14 protein-coding genes are annotated in these 17161 nt (G+C 76.1%); 5 read left to right on the top strand and 9 right to left on the bottom strand.

Annotation, left to right across the window (positions count from 1 at the left end; all coding sequences use genetic code 11):
- Positions 1 to 250: 250 nt before the first annotated feature.
- Positions 251 to 1132 (top strand): hypothetical protein, encoded by an 882-nt coding sequence (locus ACF1AK_RS34805; protein ID WP_391502836.1) that lies wholly within the window; start codon positions 251 to 253, stop codon positions 1130 to 1132.
- Between the two features lie 228 nt (positions 1133 to 1360).
- A complete protein-coding gene (locus ACF1AK_RS34810; protein WP_391502837.1) occupies positions 1361 to 2107 on the top strand; it encodes a hypothetical protein in 747 nt (248 codons plus the stop codon).
- Positions 2108 to 2218: 111 nt separating this feature from the next.
- On the opposite strand, the gene der is transcribed toward ACF1AK_RS34810, so the two are convergent.
- The 3 genes from der to ACF1AK_RS34825 all read right to left on the bottom strand — a co-directional run bounded on the left by der (position 2219) and on the right by ACF1AK_RS34825 (position 5988).
- Positions 2219 to 3673 (bottom strand): ribosome biogenesis GTPase Der, encoded by a 1455-nt coding sequence (gene der, locus ACF1AK_RS34815; protein ID WP_391502838.1) that lies wholly within the window; start codon positions 3671 to 3673, stop codon positions 2219 to 2221.
- 187 nt (positions 3674 to 3860) lie between these two features.
- Positions 3861 to 4574 carry a (d)CMP kinase gene (gene cmk / locus ACF1AK_RS34820; protein WP_391502839.1) on the bottom strand — a complete coding sequence of 238 codons (714 nt, stop codon included), beginning with the start codon at positions 4572 to 4574 and terminating at the stop codon, positions 3861 to 3863.
- A gap of 328 nt (positions 4575 to 4902) precedes the next feature.
- Positions 4903 to 5988, bottom strand: coding sequence for a prephenate dehydrogenase (locus ACF1AK_RS34825; RefSeq protein WP_391502840.1), 1086 nt, complete (start codon positions 5986 to 5988; stop codon positions 4903 to 4905).
- 273 nt (positions 5989 to 6261) lie between these two features.
- Here ACF1AK_RS34825 and ACF1AK_RS34830 point away from each other — a divergent pair, with 273 nt between their 5' ends.
- The 3 genes from ACF1AK_RS34830 (at position 6262) to ACF1AK_RS34840 (ending at position 10606) form a co-directional block, all read left to right on the top strand.
- The gene (locus ACF1AK_RS34830) at positions 6262 to 8574 is read left to right on the top strand and encodes a DUF4139 domain-containing protein (RefSeq protein ID WP_391502841.1); all 2313 of its coding nucleotides are present in this window, start codon (positions 6262 to 6264) and stop codon (positions 8572 to 8574) included.
- Positions 8575 to 8577: 3 nt separating this feature from the next.
- Entirely contained in the window at positions 8578 to 10149 is a 1572-nt protein-coding gene (locus tag ACF1AK_RS34835) for a DUF4139 domain-containing protein (protein ID WP_391502842.1), read from the top strand.
- Positions 10150 to 10243: 94 nt separating this feature from the next.
- Positions 10244 to 10606, top strand: a complete 363-nt coding sequence (locus ACF1AK_RS34840; RefSeq protein ID WP_380296862.1) for a DUF952 domain-containing protein — start codon at positions 10244 to 10246, stop codon at positions 10604 to 10606.
- 78 nt (positions 10607 to 10684) lie between these two features.
- Here the strand turns inward: ACF1AK_RS34840 and ACF1AK_RS34845 are convergent, their stop codons facing one another.
- From ACF1AK_RS34845 to ACF1AK_RS34870, 6 genes are all read right to left on the bottom strand, one after another.
- Complete coding sequence (locus tag ACF1AK_RS34845) at positions 10685 to 11668, bottom strand: transcriptional regulator (protein WP_391502843.1); 984 nt, start codon at positions 11666 to 11668, stop codon at positions 10685 to 10687.
- Positions 11669 to 11898: 230 nt separating this feature from the next.
- Positions 11899 to 13167: a pseudouridine synthase gene (locus tag ACF1AK_RS34850; RefSeq protein WP_391502844.1), complete on the bottom strand. Its 1269-nt coding sequence runs from the start codon at positions 13165 to 13167 to the stop codon at positions 11899 to 11901.
- 63 nt (positions 13168 to 13230) lie between these two features.
- Entirely contained in the window at positions 13231 to 13824 is a 594-nt protein-coding gene (locus ACF1AK_RS34855) for an SMC-Scp complex subunit ScpB (protein ID WP_391502863.1), read from the bottom strand.
- Positions 13825 to 14150: 326 nt separating this feature from the next.
- Positions 14151 to 15086, bottom strand: a complete 936-nt coding sequence (locus ACF1AK_RS34860) for a segregation and condensation protein A (protein ID WP_391502845.1) — start codon at positions 15084 to 15086, stop codon at positions 14151 to 14153.
- Between the two features lie 207 nt (positions 15087 to 15293).
- Entirely contained in the window at positions 15294 to 15986 is a 693-nt protein-coding gene (locus tag ACF1AK_RS34865; RefSeq protein ID WP_391502846.1) for a hypothetical protein, read from the bottom strand.
- A complete protein-coding gene (locus ACF1AK_RS34870; protein WP_376090262.1) occupies positions 15983 to 17050 on the bottom strand; it encodes a ParA family protein in 1068 nt (355 codons plus the stop codon). Before ACF1AK_RS34870 ends, ACF1AK_RS34865 begins: the two co-directional genes overlap by 4 nt.
- Between the last annotated feature and the right edge of the window lie 111 nt (positions 17051 to 17161).

The raw sequence follows: 17161 nt of genomic DNA on the forward strand, positions 1-17161 counted from the left end.
GCTCACCTCACACGTCGAATCCGGCAGCCCCGCCACCCGGATCGACACATTGCGATGCCATCGACACCCTCCGCGATCGAATCCGGGGCAATTCCCGTCACCCCGGTCCCCCACCCGTGACCCCTGCCACAAGGGCCCGTTGGGCAGGGCGGCCGGGCCGTCCCCGTCTCCGGCTCGAACAGGGCCGGCCTCCACGACCGCCACCGGGCCGCCCCGTCCGATCCCCGACACCGCACCGAGGAGACCATCAGTGCCGCGCATGCTCGACGTCAGCGACGAGGTCCGTTCCGAGATCGGCGACGACGAGGCCGACCGCCTGCTCGGCGGCGCCCACGCGCCCGACAGCTACGAGTGCACCTCCTGCCGCACGCCCGGCGACGCGCTCCAGGAGCCCACCAGCACCGTGCTGTTCGTCGGCGAGGAGACGGCGGTCCTGGCCTTCGCGCACGCCCGCTGCATCCCCTCCCAGGTGGTCCCGGTCTCCGAGGAGCAGCTGGCCGGCGCCGTCCGCAGCATCAGCCAGGCCCAGGGCGACCCGGCCGCCGACGCCGCTCCCGCCCACCCGCAGCCGCCGCTCCCCGCCCCGGCAGCGGTTCCCGGACCCGCCCCGGCCCCGGACGCGGCGTCCGCCCCGGAGGCCGGCCGGCCCGGCACGCCGGGCCAGGCCGCGATCCTCGGCATCACCTGCGGGCTGGTGCTGCACGGCGACACCGGCCACGCCTCCCTGGTCGTCGAGCCGACCGGCCCGGTCGGCCGGCCGGGCACCATCACCGGCGAGGACGAGTTCCTCGACCTGCTCCAGGACGCGGGCTTCCAGCCGGTCACCGACCTCGACAAGACGCCGGACCAGCTGCCGGGCTGGTCGGTGCTGGTCGCGATGGGCAAGCTGCACGCCGTCCTCCAGCCCTCGGCGGCGGGCGGCAGCACCGGCTGGTGGCAGGCCCACCAGCCGCTCCAGGTGACCGACGCCTGGCGGTTCGCCGCCAACCAGCTCGGCGAGGTCACCATGTACGCCGTCCCGGCCGGCACGGTCGGCCGGCAGCCGCGCGAGGACCTGCTGCGCCAGGCGCTGGAGCGGGCGGTGGCGCTGGGTCAGGTGGTCGCGGCCTCCCTCCCGCTCGCCGGCACCTGAGCCGGACCCGGCCGGGGCGGCCGGGAGGCGGCCAGGAGGCGCCGGTGGGCGTGGGGTGGCCGCCGTGGCCCTGGGACGGCCGGCCGTGGGGTGGCCGCGGGGCCTGCCGGAACACCGCCCCGCGTCCACCGCCGCGCGGCCGCCCCGGCCCGCCGCTCCCCGGCCACCCGGCCGCCGGCGGCGGCCGCCGACCCGCATCCCCGGGCGTGCTCGCTCGTTGGGCCCTGCGTGTACAGCTACGACGGCCCCTCCTCCCCCCGGCGTTCCACCACCGCCTCCCGCGCGATCCCGGGCATGCGCCCGTCGTACGACGCGGAGCACCCGCACTCGGCGACGCCGATCTACGACGAGCTGTACTCCGAGTACCGCCGGCTCTTCCGGGCGCTGCCGGGCGACCGTTCCGGCGAGGAGGACCTGGCCTTCACCGGCTTCGCCGTGCGGGACGCCGCCCCCGCACGCAGCGAGCCGCGCCCCTATCCGCCGCAGCACCAGGCCTTCCAGACGTACGCGGGCCAGGCGATCGGCATCCCGCAGTTCATGCCCGGCCGGCCGGGCGGCCCCGAGCACACCGGGCCGGCGGAGCAGCCCTTCGGATCCGGCGGCCACAGCGGCCACCCCGGCCACCCGCACGACCACGGCACCGCCCACGGACGCCACCCCAATGACGGCGCCGGCCCGTACGCGACCGGCTTCCACCCGACCACCGCCCCCGGCCGGCCTGCGGGCGTTCAGACCGGGGGACAGCCCGGCGGCCAGGCGGGCGGCCAGCCCGGCAGTCAGGCGGGCACCGGTCAGGGCTGGATCGCGGCCGGCTACCTGGGCTCCGCCCCGCAGCCGCCCGCCGCGCCCGTCCCCGCGCCGGCCCCGGTGACGGTCCCGGTCCCGGCGCCCGCCCCGGCCCCCGGCGCGACCACCGGCGGCCGTCACCGCAGCCTGCTCTCCCTCCCCCCGGGCCGCGGCACCGACCACCGCTGACCGGGCGGGGCCGGCCGGCACCGCGGAGGGGCCGGCGCGCGACGACGGAAGGGCCTCGCCGTCCGGTCCCGAGACCGGACGGCGAGGCCCTTCCGCAGCTACGACCGCGTCCTACTTCTTCTTGCGCTTCTCCCGCACGCGCACCGAGATCGAGATCGGCGTGCCGACGAAGCCGAACTCCTCGCGCAGCCGGCGCTCGATGAACCGGCGGTAGCCCGCCTCCAGGAAGCCCGAGGCGAACAGCACGAAGCGCGGCGGACGGGTGCCCGCCTGGGTGCCGAACAGGATGCGCGGCTGCTTGCCGCCCCGGATCGGGTGCGGGTGGGCGGCCACCAGCTCGCCGAGGAAGGCGTTCAGCCGGGCGGTGGTGATCCGGGTCTCCCAGCCCTCCAGCGCGGTCTCGATCGCCGGGACGAGCTTCTCCATGTGCCGGCCGGTCTTCGCCGAGACGTTGACCCGGGGGGCCCACTGCACCTGGACGAGGTCGCGCTCGATCTCGCGCTCCAGGTAGTAGCGGCGCTCCTCGTCGAGCTGGTCCCACTTGTTGTAGGCGATGACGACGGCGCGCCCGGCCTCGACGGCCATCGAGATGATCCGGGTGTCCTGCTCGGCGAGGGTCTCGCTGGCGTCGACCAGGACGACCGCGACCTCGGCCTTCTCCAGCGCGGCGGCGGTGCGCAGCGAGGCGTAGAAGTCGGCGCCGGCGGTCAGGTGGACCCGGCGGCGGATGCCGGCGGTGTCGACGAACTTCCAGGTCTTGCCGCCGAGCTCGATCATCTCGTCGACCGGGTCACGGGTGGTGCCGGCCAGCTCGTTGACGACCACCCGCTCCTCGCCGGCGACCTTGTTGAGCAGGCTGGACTTGCCGACGTTCGGCCGGCCGATCAGCGCGATGCGGCGCGGGCCGCCGGGGGCGGCGTCGCCGAAGGTCTGCGGCGGGGCCTCGGGCAGCGCGGCCATCACGGCGTCGAGCAGGTCACCGGAGCCGCGGCCGTGCAGGGCGGAGACCGGGAATGGCTCGCCGAGGCCGAGCGACCAGAGGTAGGCGGCCTCGGCCTCGGTGGACGGGCCGTCGACCTTGTTGGCGCAGAGCACGGTCGGCTTGCCGGCCCGGCGGATGATCTTGATCAGGGCTTCGTCGGTGTCGGTGGCGCCGACGGTGGCGTCGACCACGAACAGCACCGCGTCGGCCTGCTCGATGCCGAGCTCGGCCTGGGCGGCGACCATGGCGTCGATGCCGAGGACGTCGATCTCCCAGCCGCCGGTGTCGACGACCTTGAAGCGGCGGCCGTTCCAGGCGGCCTCGTAGGTCACGCGGTCGCGGGTGACGCCGGGCTTGTCCTCGACGACCGCCTCGCGGCGGCCGATGATGCGGTTGACGAGGGTCGACTTGCCGACGTTCGGGCGGCCGACGACGGCCAGCACCGGCAGCGGGGCGTGGCTGCCGTCGCCGAGGCCGTCGACGTCGTCGATGTCGAAGCCCTCCTCGGCGGCGAGCGCCATGAACTCGGCGTACTCGGAGGCGTCCAGCTCGCCGTGGCCGGCGGTGGAGTGCTCTGCGGTCATGTTCGTACTGTCCGTTTCCCGGCCCGGCCCTTCCCAGGGACGTGCCGTGCGTACCTGCCCCTCCGGGGCAGCGCGAATGGTTCCGGGTGCCACCATGGCACCCCGTTCATCGGATGGTCGGCTTTCACTCGTTCCGGGCGGCCGGACCGTCCCCGACGGCCGGACCGTCCCGGGCGGCCGGGCCGCGTCAGACCAGCGCGGCCCCGGCCCGCTCCGCCACCAGGGCGGTGATCCGGTCGATCACCTGCTCCAGGGTGAGCGTGCTGGTGTCCACCAGGACCGCGTCCACGGCCTGGGTGAGCGGCGCGGTGGCCCGCGAGGAGTCCGCCGCGTCCCGGCGCGCCAGGTCGGCGGCCATCGCGGTGATGGTCGCCTCGTCGACGCCCTTGGCCCGCAGTTCGGCGGCCCGGCGCTCGGCGCGGGCCGTCTCGGAGGCGGTCAGGAAGATCTTGACGGTGGCGTCCGGGAAGACCACGCTCCCCATGTCCCGGCCCTCGGCGACGATGCCGCGCGCGGCGACCTCGGCGCAGCCGCGCTGCAGCTCGACCAGCCGGGTGCGCACCGCCGGCACCGCGGCGACGGCACTGACGTGCGCGGTCACCTCGGGGCCGCGGATCGGGCCGGCGACGTCCCGGCCGTCCACGGTGATGGTCGGGCCGTCCGCGTCCGTACCGGACACGATCACCGGCTTGCCGCACGCGACGGCCACCGCCTCCGGGTCGTTGACGTCGACGTCGTTGGCCAGCATCCACCAGGTCATCGCCCGGTACATGGCACCGGTGTCCAGGAAGCTCAGGCCAAGTCGGGCGGCGACCGCCCGGGAGACGGTCGACTTGCCGGAGCCGGAGGGTCCGTCGATGGCGACGACGACCGGGGCGTGCGCTCGGTCGGCAGTGTCCACGGCGCGAACCTCTCTCTGAATCTCTGAGCACGGCAACCCGTAAGGACGGGGAAGCCGGGGATGGTCTCCCTCAAGGTTAATGGACCGCCGCCCCACCCGGACCCGCCGGTGACGGGCCCGCTCCGCCCCTCCCGGACGCACCGCTCACGGCGAGCACCACGCGGCATCGCGAGCACCGCTAGGACAACGAGCACGACGCGGACAGCGAGCGGACGCCGCCAGAACGACGAGCAGCGCCAGAACGGCGAGCACTGCCATATTCGGCGAGCGCTGTCGTCAACGGCGAGCGCCCTTCATCAACGGCGAGCACCGCCGGAACCGCAGGACGTCAGTCCCGCACGCTCCAGCCGCTCGCCCGCAGCGCCGCCGTCAGCGGACGCACCGCCGCCGGCGCCACCGACAGCTGGACGAAGCCCACCTGCTGCCCGGTCGAGTGCTCGATGTCGACGTCCTCGATGTTCACGCCCGCCGCACCGACCTCGCCGAACAGCCGGCCGAGCTCGCCGGGCTGGTCGCCGAGGACGACGGCGACCGTCTCGTACCGGGTGGGCGGCGCGCCGTGCTTGCCGGGGATCCGCGCCTGGCCGGTGTTGCCGCGCCGCATGACCGCCGCGATGCCCGCGGCGCCGTCCTGCCGCTCGGCCTCCTCGGCGGCCTGCAGCGCGCGCAGCGCGGCGACGGTCTCGCCGAGGTCGGCGGCGACCTCCTCCAGCACGTCGGCGACCGCACCGGCGTTGGCGGAGAGGATGTCCACCCACATCGCGGGGTTGGAGGCGGCGATCCGGGTCACATCGCGCACGCCCTGGCCGGAGAGCCTTATGGCGGTCTCGTCGGCGTTCTCCAGCCGGGCGGCGACCAGCGAGGAGAGCAGCTGGGGGGCGTGCGAGACCAGGGCGACCGCGCGGTCGTGCGCCGCGGCGTCCATGACGATCGGCACGGCCCCGCAGAGCGCGACCAGTTCGAGGACGGCGTTCAGCGTTCCGGTGTCGGTGTCGGGGGTGGGGGTGAGCACCCACGGCCGGCCCTCGAAGAGGTCCGCCCGGGCGGCCAGCGGTCCGGAGCGCTCGCGTCCGGCCATCGGGTGGCCGCCGATGTAGTGGGTGGTGTCACAGCCGAGCGCGGCGACCTCGGCGCGCGGGCCGGCCTTCACGCTGGCGACGTCGGTGTAGCAGCGCGCCAGCCCGCGGCGCTGGCAGTCGGCGAGCACCTTGCCGACCAGCGCCGGCGGAACGGCGATGATCGCGAGGTCGACGGGCCCGTCGGCGGGCTCGGTGATCCCCGCGCCCAGCGAGGCGGCGGTACGGGCGGCGTCCGGGTCGGCGTCCTCCAGATGGACCGTCAGGCCCCGTCCGGTGAGGGCGAGCGCGGCGGAGGTGCCGATGAGTCCGGTACCGACGACGGCGGCTGTGCGCATGGCGGGGTGGCTCTCCTCACGGAACTGCGCGGAACACGGTCGACTGCGACACGGTCACCCGCGGGGAGCGGGTCGGCCCCCATCCTCCCCCATCACCGCCGCCGCCCGTACCGCAACCGCACCACCGCCCCCGGCCGTCCCCCCTCACGCGGCCCGCGCCACCAGGCGCCCGCGGCGCCGCCCGCCCGCCGCGCACGGCGGAAAACCGGCGCCGCGGGCGCCCGCGCACGGCAGGATGGGCCGCCGACGGTACGCGACGAAGGGGTTGGCCGGGTGAACGATCAACACAGCAGCGACCAGCATCGACCGCACGACGACGACGGCGCCGGGGGAACCGGCGAGCCCGCCCCCGCCCCTGCCGTCCCCGCCGTCCCCTCGGTCCTGGACTCCGTGGTCGTCCACGCGGCCGGCGCGGTCTGCCGCCGCCGGGCCCGGGCGGCCCTGCCCCCGGGCGGACGCCTCCGGCTGACCGGCCTGCCCGACGGGCTCGACCCGCGCTCGCTGCGCGCCCGGGTGCTCGCCGGCCCGGCCGGCACCGCCGTCACCGAGGCCCGCCTGGAGGCCGTCGCCGAACTCCGCGAGCCCTCCGAACTGCCGGAGCTGCGCCGGAGGCTGGACGCCGCCGAGGAGCACGGCGAAGCCCTGCGCGAGCAACACCGGCTGGTCCTCGCCGCGATCGCCGAGACCTCCGCGCTGCGCGCCGTCCCCCCGCCCCGCCGCCCTGACGAACCGCTGCGCCGCACGCCCGCCGACGCCTGGCTGGAGCTCGCCGCGTTCGTCGACGAGCGCCTCACCGGCCTCCACGAGCGCGCCGGGCGGCTCGCCCACGAGATCGAACTCGCCGACCACGAGCTCCGGGTGCTGGCCGACCGGCTCGCCCGGCTGTCCCCCGCGGAGCGGCACGAGACCGTCGAGACCACGACGACCGCCCTGCTCACCCTCACCGCCCCCGGCCCCCAGGGCTCCCCCTCCGGGGCGAACCCCCCGGCCGAGCCGGATCCCGGGACCCCGCCGGACCCCGGGACCACTCCGGCCCCCGGGACCCTGCTGGACCTCGAACTGGAGTACACCGTCCAGGCCGCCCGCTGGGTGCCCTCCTACCGGCTCGCCTACCGCCAGGGCGCCGACACCGGTCACCTCCTGCTGCGCGCCTCCGTCGCCCAGCAGACCGGCGAGGACTGGACGGGCGTGCGCCTCGCCCTCTCCACCGCCGACCTCGACCGCCGCACCGACCTGCCCAAGCTGCGCTCGCTGCGGATCGGCCGCAGCCAGCCGGCCCCGGCGCCCTCCGGCTGGCGCGAGCCCCCGCCGGGACTGGCCGAGCTGTTCACCGGCTACGACGCGGCCGGCCCCCGCCCGGTGCCGCACCACCCGCACCGTCCGCAACACCCGCACCCGGTGCCCGGCGGGCCCGCCGTCGCCCTGGCCGCCGCCGAACCCCGGCTCTCCGCCCCGGTCAGCCCCGTCGTCCCGGCGCCGGCCCCGCTTCCGCCGCCGTCCGCCGCACCTGCACCCGCACCGCAGCCCCCGGGCGGACTCGCCCGCGCCCGCACCCGCGGCCTCCGCTCGGCCGACGAAGCAGGCGGACCCGGCGCCCCCGCCGGACCCGGCGGACCCGGCGAGCCGGTCGCCGCCTTCGGCTACGGCGCACCCCCGCCCGCCCCCGGCTCCCCGGCCCCTGGCGTCCACGCCGAGACGGAGCTCGCCCGGTTCGCCGCCCCCGCGCCGTTCACGCCCCCGCCCGGCCCGCCGGTCCCGGACGGAACCCTGCTCGACTACCCCGCCCTGGAGCTGTCCGGCCCGGACGCCCCCGCCGACCGCCGCGGCACCCTGCACCACCCCGACCACTTCGGCCACCCCGGCGGCCACCCCCGCCACCCCGGCCACCCGGCCCCCGGACTGACCCGCCTCCCCCTGCCGCACCACGCCGTGCCGCCGCGCGTCTCGGCCGGCTCCTTCGACCACCGCTTCGACGCCGTCGCCCCCGCCGACCTGCCGTCCGACGCCACCTGGCACACCGTCACGATCGGCGAGATCCCGGTCAGCGTGAGCCCCGAGTACGTCACCGTGCCCGCCGTCGAGGAGCGGGTCTACGCCACCCTGGTGATCACCAACGCCACCGCGCAGGCCGTGCTCGCCGGACCGGTCGAGGTGACCGTCGACGAGGAGTTCCTGCTGACCGCCGCCCTGCCCACCCTCGCCCCCGGCGGTGTGCGCCGACTGGGCATCGGTGTCGCCGAGTCGGTCGAGGTGACGCGCCGTACCGAGCTGCGCGAGTCCACCGCGGGCATGCTGAACAGCAGCACCGTGCTCGACCACCGGGTGCACGTCGAGCTGGCCAACCGGCTCGGCCGCCCGGTCACCGTCGAGGTCCGCGAACGGGTACCGGTCAGCTCCGACGCCGACATCCGGATCGAGGAACGGCCCGGCTGGCACGCACCGGACGAACCGTCCACCGAGTGCCCGCCCAGCACCCGGCTCCGGCGGGTCGAGCTGCCGCCGGGCGGCCGGGCCGAGCTGGACGGCGGCTACCAGATCAGAATCCCGGCCGGAAAGGCCATCGTCGGCGGAAACCGGAGGAACTGAACGATGAGCACCACCCCCCTCCCCGTCACCCCGCGGCCCACGACGCCGCTGCCCGTCACCGCCGTCACCTGCCTGGAGGACCGCGCCCAGGTCGAGCGCACCGCCACCGCCGAGCTGACGGCCGGCGTCCAGCGGCTGCGCCTGGGCCCGCTCACCGCGCTCGCCGTCGACCACACCCTGCGCGCCGAGTCGGACACCCCGGGCGTGCGCGTCCTGGACGCCCGGATCACCCGGGTCTGGACGCCCCGCGCCCCGCTGCCGCCCGGCCCGGAGGGCTCCGGGCTGCGCCACCGCCTGCACGCGCTGGACGAGCGCCGCCGCGCCGAGGACCAGCTCGCCGACCGGCTGGAGGCCCGGCTGGCGCTGCTCGCCCAGCTCGCCGCCGACCTGCTGCGCGAGGTCGGCGAGGGCGCCGGCGTCGGTGAGGTGGAACGCACCCGCTGGCACCGTGAGCTGAACCGGGTCGACGCCGAGCGCGAGCGCGCCGCCGAGGAACTGCGCGCCGCCCGTCACCGGATCCGCGCCCTGGAGAAGGAGCGCGGCGCGGCGCTCACCGCCGTCGAGCAGGCCGAGGAGGAGCCCGCCGAACTGGTCGCCCATCTGGACCTGACCGTCGAGGCCCGGGAGGCCGGGCCCGCCCGGCTGACCGTGAGTCACCTGGTGCCGTGCGCCCTGTGGCGGCCGTCCTACCGGGCCACCCTGGCCGAGGGCGTGCTGCGGCTGGACTCCGAGGCGGTGGTCTGGCAGCGCACCGGCGAGCCCTGGACCGGCGCCCGGCTGACCTTCTCCACCGCCCGCTCCGCCCTCGCCACCGAGCCGCCGGCGCTCGCCGAGGACGTGCTGACGCTGCGCGAGCGCACCGCCGGGGAACGGCGCACCGTCGAGGTGGAGCTGCGCGAGGAGACCATCTCCGAGCTCCGCCCGGACGGGGTGCTGCCGGGCGTGGACGACGGCGGCGAGGTGCGGGTGCTGACCGCCCCGGCACCGGCCACCGTGCCCTGCGACGGCCGGGCGCACCGGGTGCCGCTGGGTTCCTTCGAGGCGACGGCGCGCAGCGAGTACGCCTGCGCGCCGGAGCTGTCGCCGCTGGTCACCCAGGTGGTCCGGTTCCGCAGCACGGCCGGGCACCCGCTGCTCGCCGGGCCGGTCGAGCTGGTCCGCGGCAGCGGTTTCACCGGGCGCGGGCGGCTGCCGTTCACCGCGCCGGGCGCCGACGCGGAGCTGTCCTTCGGCAGCTCGGACGGCTACCGGGTGGTGCGCGAGACCGACGAGCGCCGTTCGACGGCGGGGCTGGGCCAGCGGTCGGTGACCACCCGCACGGTGCGGCTGCACCTGTCGCGGTTCTCCGGCCCGGAGGAGCGGGACGAGCAACTGGTCGCGGTGCGCGAGCGGGTGCCGGTCTCCGAGGTGTCGGCGGTGGAGGTGCGGCTGCGCAAGGAGGAGTGCTCGCCCCCGCCGGACGCCTTCGACGCCGAGGGCGTCGTGCGCTGGGACGTCCCGCTCGGCCCGGGCGCCCGCCGCACGCTGACCCTGGTGTACGAGGTGTCCGCCTCCGGGAAGGTGGCGGGCCTCTAGCGGTCCCCCGGCGCCCGGGACTCCGCCGCGGCGTCACGAACCGCCGGGCCCGGGCGCCCGCCCGGGCCCGGCCGGAGCGGGTACAACAGGAAGCATGATCCTGCACCTAGCCCCCCTGGACGACTGGCTGGCCGACCCGGGCCGGCCGTACGCGACCGCCTCGCTGCTCACCGACGGGTTCATCCACTGCTCGGCCGACGAGCAGACCGCACTCGCCGTGGCCAACGCCTTCTTCGCCGACGCCCGCGAACCGCTGATGGTGCTGCTGATCGAGGAGTCGCTGGTGGAACCGATGGTCAAGTGGGAGGCCCCGCACGGCGGCCCGCCGCCCGGGGCGACCCCCGGGGTGCTGTTCCCGCACATCTACGGGCGGCTGAACCGCACGGCGGTGGTCGGCCTGGAGAAGGTCGAGCGCGGCCCGGACGGCCGCTGGGCCGCTCTCTCCCCCTGGAGCTGACCCCGGCCCGGGCCCCACGGGCCCCCGCCACGGCCCCAGCCCCGGCCCCGACCCGGGGGGCCCGCCCCGGCCGCGCCGCTACAGCCAGCCCCGCTCCCGGGCCGCCATCCCGGCCTGGAAGCGGGTGGTGGCGCCCAGTTCCCGCATCAGCGACTGCAGCCGGCGCTGGGTGGTCCGCGCGCTCCAGCCGAGCGAACGGGCGATCGACTCGTCGGTGAGGCCGGCCGCCAGCAGCCCGAGCAGCTTGCGGTGGTCGGCCTCCGGCTCCAGCGTCCCGTCGCAGGCGCCGATCGCGGCCTGCAGCTGGACGGCGCGCTCCCACTCCGCCTCGAACAGCGTGTCCAGCGCCTGGAGGAGCGCCGAGGGGTGGATGACGTAGGCGGCGTCGAGGACGCTGTCGCCGACGCTGATCGGGATGATCGCCATCCGGTCGTCGGACATGATCATCTTCATCGGGAGCACCGGCCGCACCCGGGCCTCCTCGCCGTCGGCGACCCCGACCAGGATGTTCTTCTCCAGCCGGCCGGGCCAGGCCACCGCCTCGCGGTCGTAGACGGTCCGGAACCGCACGCCCTCCTTCAGCCGCCGGCGCTGCAGCGGGATGTTGGCCACCGGGTCCTGGATGTAGGGCGGGCAGTCGAAGCCGCGGATCTGGTACTGGCTGGTCCCGGTGATGTGCTCCAGCCGCTGGGCGATGGCCTCGGCGCCGGTCAGCACCTCGACCGAGTGCGCCGGGTCGGTGTAGCGCGAGGCCTCCCGGAAGGCGTCCATCAGCCGGTGCATCTCGGCCCGGGCGTGGCGCAGTTCGGACTCCCGGTGGCCGATCAGCGTGCCGATGGCGACGTCCGGGGCGACCGGCAGGAACCGCTGCCGGTCCACCGGGGCCCGGGTGGCCATGCCCTGCTGGGCGAGCCGGTCCAGGGCCCGCAGGCTCTGCTGGAGGGTCAGGTCGCAGAAGACGGCGAGGTCCTCGGCCGTCGACTGCGGGTTGGCCACCAGCGCCGCGTAGACCCGCCCGTCCGGTCCGGCCAGTCCCAGAGCGCTGAGTGGTGCATCGGACACGGCGTCGCTCCCCGTTCGCCTCTCGCCCCGCGCCGGGTGGCGCACTCCCGCCACTCGGCGGGCCCTGGGCAGGTGGCAATCCTCGGCCACGGATCATCGGGCTGACAAGGCGATCACCGCCGATGCGGTCCGCTTCACAGCAGGACCCGCCGAACGACGGAGGGCCTCCCCGCCACTCGGCGGGGAGGCCCCGGGCGAACCGTCCGGCACGGCGCGGCAGCGGCCGTCCGTTACAGGCCGACCTCGCGCATCAGCTGGCCGACCTCGGGGTTGGTCAGCCGGCGCAGCCAGCCGGACTTCTGGTCGCCGAGCGCGATCGGGCCGAAGTGGGTGCGCACCAGCTTCTCGACCGGGAAGCCCGCCTCCGCCAGCATCCGGCGGACGATGTGCTTGCGGCCCTCGTGCAGGGTCACCTCGACCAGGTAGTTCTTGCCGACGTTCGAGACGACCTTGAAGCTGTCGGCGCGGGCGTAGCCGTCCTCCAGCTCGATGCCCTTGGCGAGCTGCTTGCCCAGGTCGCGCGGGATCGGGCCCTGGATGGCGGCCAGGTAGGTCTTGGTCACGCCGTAGCGGGGGTGGGTGAGCCGGTGGGCCAGCTCGCCGTGGTTGGTGAGCAGGATGATGCCCTCGGTCTCGGTGTCCAGGCGGCCGACGTGGAACAGCCGGGTCTCCCGGTTGGTCACGTAGTCGCCGAGGCACTGGCGGCCGTCCGGGTCCTCCATGGTGGAGACCACGCCGGCCGGCTTGTTCAGGGCGAAGAACAGGTAGGACTGGGTGGCGACGGTCAGGCCGTCCACCTTGATCTCGTCCTTCTGCGGGTCGACCCGCTTGCCCTGCTCGGTGACCCGCTTGCCGTTGACCTCGACCCGGCCCTGGTCGATCAGCTCCTCGCAGGCGCGACGGCTGCCGACGCCGGCCCGGGCCAGCACCTTCTGCAGGCGCTCGCCCTCGGGCTCGCCGAAGGTCTTGGGGAGCTTCACGGCCGGCTTGTCGTGCCGGGCCAGCACCGCGTCCTCGATCCGGGCCTGCAGCTCGCGCGAGCGCTGGGGCTGGCGGCGCGGGTCGCCCGGGGCGCCCTGGCCCTCACGGCGCGGCCGCGGGGCGGGGCCGGGACGGCGCCCGGTGAAGCCGCCGCGGGCCGGGGTGGCGTTGGGGCCGCCGCCGTACTCGGGGCGGTCGTACTTGCGCTCCTCGGGCCGCAGCGGGCGGTCCGGGTAGCGGCGGTCGTCCCTGCGGTCGTCCCGACGGCTGTCGCGCCGGTCGTCGCGGCCGTACGAGCCCGAGCCGCCGCGCGGGGCCGAGCCGCCCCGGCCGCCGCCGGAGCCGCCGCCGTACGAACCCCCGCCGCGCGCGCCGGAGCCACCGCGCCCCGAGCCGCCCCCGTAGGAGCCGCCCCGGCCCGAGCCACCCCCGTAGGAGCCGCCTCGGCCGCCCCCGCCCTGTCCGCCGCGACCGCTGCCGCCGCCGCTGCTGTTCCTGCCGTTGCCACTGCTACGCATCAAAGTGTCCGTACGTCGTTACCGTCTGGGCTGTGCGGTCGTTTCGGCCGACCTCACCGCCCCCTACCGATCGGGCGCAGCCCGACCGGCCTCGCCACTGCCGTCCGCGGCCTGCGCGGCAGCGGCGGCGACCGCCTCCGCGATCATCGTGCCCTCCAGGGACTCCGCTTCCACGTCGTCGACCTCGGGCAGGAAGGGAGCGAGCTCCGGCAGCTCGTCCAGGCCGCGGAGCCCCATCCGTTCCAGGAAGTAGTTCGTCGTCCGATACAGGATCGCACCTGTTTCGGGCTCGGATCCGGCCTCTTCCACCAGTCCTCGCTGTACCAGGGTACGCATCACACCGTCACAGTTCACACCGCGGACGGCCGAGACCCGCGATCTGGACACCGGCTGCCGGTACGCGACCACCGCGAGGGTCTCCAGTGCGGCCTGGGTCAGCCGGGCCTGCCGGCCGTCCAGGACGAAGCGGTCGACGGCCGGGGCGCAGGCGGCGCGGCTGTAGAAGCGCCAGCCGCCGGCCACCAGCCGCAGGTCGAAGCCCCGCCCCTGGGCGGTGTACTCGGCGGACAGCCCGCGCAGGGCCGCCGCCACCTCCGCGCGCGGGCGTTCCAGCACCGACGCCAGGTGGGCCTCGTCGGCCGGTTCGTCGACGATCATCAGGATCGCCTCCAGCTCGGCCCGCAGCCCGGGCCCGTCGTGCGCCCGCGGCCCGTGGTCCACCGCCTCCGCCTCCGCTGCCGGCCCGGCCACCGCCGGCACCGCCACGGCCACCGCCGGCGGCGCGGACGCCGGCTCCGGCTCCGGCTCCGGTACGGCCACCGCCTCCGGTACGGACCCCGGCCCCGTATCCGGTACGGCCACCGCCGCCGCCACCGCCGCCACGCCCGGCGCCGGCTCCAGCCACTCCCCGGCGCGCGGCCGGCCCGGCACCCCGAGCACCCGCCGGGCCGGCCGCCCGCCGCCCGTACCGCCGTTCCCGGCCGTCATCGCCCGTCCTCCTCGCCCTTCGCCGCCCGCGCCGCGGCCTCGCCGGCCGGCCGGTCGAACTCGTCCGTCACGTCCACCGCGCCCCGGTCCGCCTGGGCCACCCACCGCACCACGAGTTCGCCGAGCGCGTCCGGCTGCTCGAAGGCGAGCACCCGCTCCCGGTAGAGCTCCAGCAGGGCCAGGAACCGGGCGACCACGACCATGGTGTCCGGCGCGTCGGCGACCAGCCGCTGGAAGGTGGCCTCGCCCAGTTCGGTCAGCAGCCCGGCCACCAGGCCCGCCTGCTCGCGCACGCTGACCGGCGGGCTGTGGATGTGGTCGACGAGGACGACCGGCGCGGGCCTGGGGGCCGTCGCCCGGGCGGCGAGCTCCGCGAGGCGTTCGGCGCCGACGCCGATCACGACCTCGGGCAGCAGCGCGGCGTACCGGGGCTCCAGGCCGGCGGTCCGGGGCCGCAGCATCAGCTCGGCGGCCCAGCGCTCGCCGAACAGCGCCGCGGCCCGCTTGTACGCCCGGTACTGCAGCAGCCGGGCGAAGAGCAGGTCACGGGCCTCCAGCAGGGCGAGGTCCTCGTCGTCCTCGACCTCGGCGGCGGGCAGCAGCCGGGCCGCCTTGAGGTCCAGCAGGGTGGCGGCGACGACCAGGAACCCGGTCGCCGCGTCGAGGTCCCAGTCCGGTCCCATGGCGCGGATGTGCGCCATGAACTCGTCGGTGACGGTCGCCAGCGCGATCTCGGTGACGTCCATCCGGTGCTTGGCGATCAGGCTCAGCAGCAGGTCGAACGGGCCCTCGAAGTTGTCCAGCCGGACCCGGAAGCCGCCCTGCAGCCCGTCCTGCGGCGCACCGGGCGCACCCGGTGGATCCGGCGTGCCCGGCCCGGCCGCTCCGGCGGCGGCCTGGGCGACGGCGGGACTCTCGGGCGTACTCGGCATGACGGTCCATCTTCACCCGCCCGCGGCGCCCGCCCCGCACCGGGGCCCGCCGACACGCCGGACCGCGCCGCGCCGGACCGCATCGTGCCGCGCCGGACCGTGCCGTACTGAACCGTGCCGTACTGAACCGTCCCGCAACGGGCCGCGACAGGCCGTAGCGGGCCGCACCGAACCTCCCCGGACCCCCCGCGGCCCCGAGGAACGCGTTCAGCGCCCGCGCAGCCGCCGCACCAGGATGCTCGCCTCGCCGCGCTGCTCCAGGTCCGCCAGCACCACCGCGATGGCCTCCCGGACGATCCGGCCGCGGTCCACCGCCAGGCCGTGCTCACCGCGGAGCACCAGCCGGGTGTGTTCGAGGTCCATCAGTTCCTCGGCGGACACGTACACGGTGATCTTCTCGTCGTGCCGCTCGCGCCCGGTCGGGCGGCGGGGGGCACGGCTGCGCGGACGGGGCCGCCCCGCGGCACCCGTCTGGTCCTCGGCCGCCCCGACGTGCTGGCGCGGCGCCGGGGCCGCGGCACGGCCGCCCTGCGCGGCCTTGGCGGCCGCCGTCGTGGCGCTGCCCGGCGCGGTGGCACCCTGGCCGCCCGGCTGCGCGGGGGCGGGCACGGTGGCCGCCCCCTGGGCGCCCGCGGTGCGGCGCGGCGCGCGCCTGGCCGCCGTCCGGTCCCCGGACGGCTCGGCGCCGCCCTCGGCGTGCTCCGGGCCCTCGCCGCCGACGGCGGAGCCGGCACCGCCGGTGACGTCGGTGCCCTCGGCGTCGTCCGCCTCACCGACGCCGTTGACCGCCCGCGCGGTCTCCGGTCTGGGCGCCTCGGCGGCCGAACGCGACGCGAGGGACGGCGACAGCGCCATCCCGCCGGTGGTCCGGAACAGCTCGTCGGCACCCGGGAGACTCACTCGGCGGGGCGGCACCGGTCGAGCACCTCCCTGGCGAGCTGGCGGTAGGCGGCGGCACCGACCGAATTGGTCGCGTACGTCGTGATCGGTTCGCCGGCGACGGTGGTCTCCGGGAAGCGCACGGTCCGCCCGATGACGGTGTGGAAGACGTGGTCGCCGAACGCCTCGACGACGCGTGCCAGCACCTCGCGGCTGTGCACGGTGCGCGAGTCGTACATGGTCGCGAGGATGCCGTCCAGCCGCAGCTCGGGGTTGAGCCGCTCGCAGACCTTCTCGATGGTCTCGGTGAGTAGCGCGACGCCGCGCAGCGCGAAGAACTCGCACTCCAGCGGCACGATGACGCTGTGAGCGGCCGTCAGCGCGTTGACCGTCAGCAGGCCGAGGGAGGGCTGGCAGTCGATGATGACGTAGTCGTAGTCGGGCAGCAGCGGCTTCAGGGCGCGCGCGAGCGCGGACTCCCGGGCGACCTCGCTGACCAGCTGCACCTCGGCGGCGGAGAGGTCGATGTTGGACGGCAGCAGGTCCATGCCCGGCACGGCCGTCTTGAGCAGCACCTCGTCGGCCGTCAGCCCGCGCTCCATCAGCAGGTTGTAGACGGTGACGTCGAGTTCCATCGGGTTGACGCCGAGGCCGACGGAGAGGGCGCCCTGGGGGTCGAAGTCGACGAGCAGCACGCGGCGGCCGTACTCGGCGAGCGCCGCGCCCAGGTTGATGGTCGACGTGGTCTTGCCGACGCCGCCCTTCTGGTTGCACATCGCGATGATCTGCGCGGGGCCGTGCTCGGCCACCGGCGCGGGGATCGGGAAGTAGGGCTGGGGGCGGCCGGTGGGGCCGATCCGCTCGCGGCGCTGGCGGGCGGCGTCGGGGGCGAGCGTGGCCGCGTACTCCGGGTCCGGCTCGTACTCGGCGTCGGGGTCGTCGTAGGCGCCGTAGGCGAACTCGCCGTAGGCCAGGCCGTGGGCCGGCAGTTCGGCGTCGTAGTCGGTCACCGTGGTCACCTGTGCTGTGTTCTGGCGTGCTTCGAAAGTACGGAGAGCGACCGAGCCGACCTCGGCCGAGCCCACGGAGGGCTGCCTGGCCCCGGGCTCCTCACTCGGCTGGCCGGCGGTGTGCGCCGCCAGTCCTGGCTGACCACCCCCGGGAGCAAATGTCGACTCATTCACAAGTCGTCTTAC

It is taken from the genome of Kitasatospora sp. NPDC015120 (assembly GCF_043080305.1).
In the GTDB taxonomy this organism is placed as follows: Bacteria; Actinomycetota; Actinomycetes; order Streptomycetales; family Streptomycetaceae; genus Kitasatospora.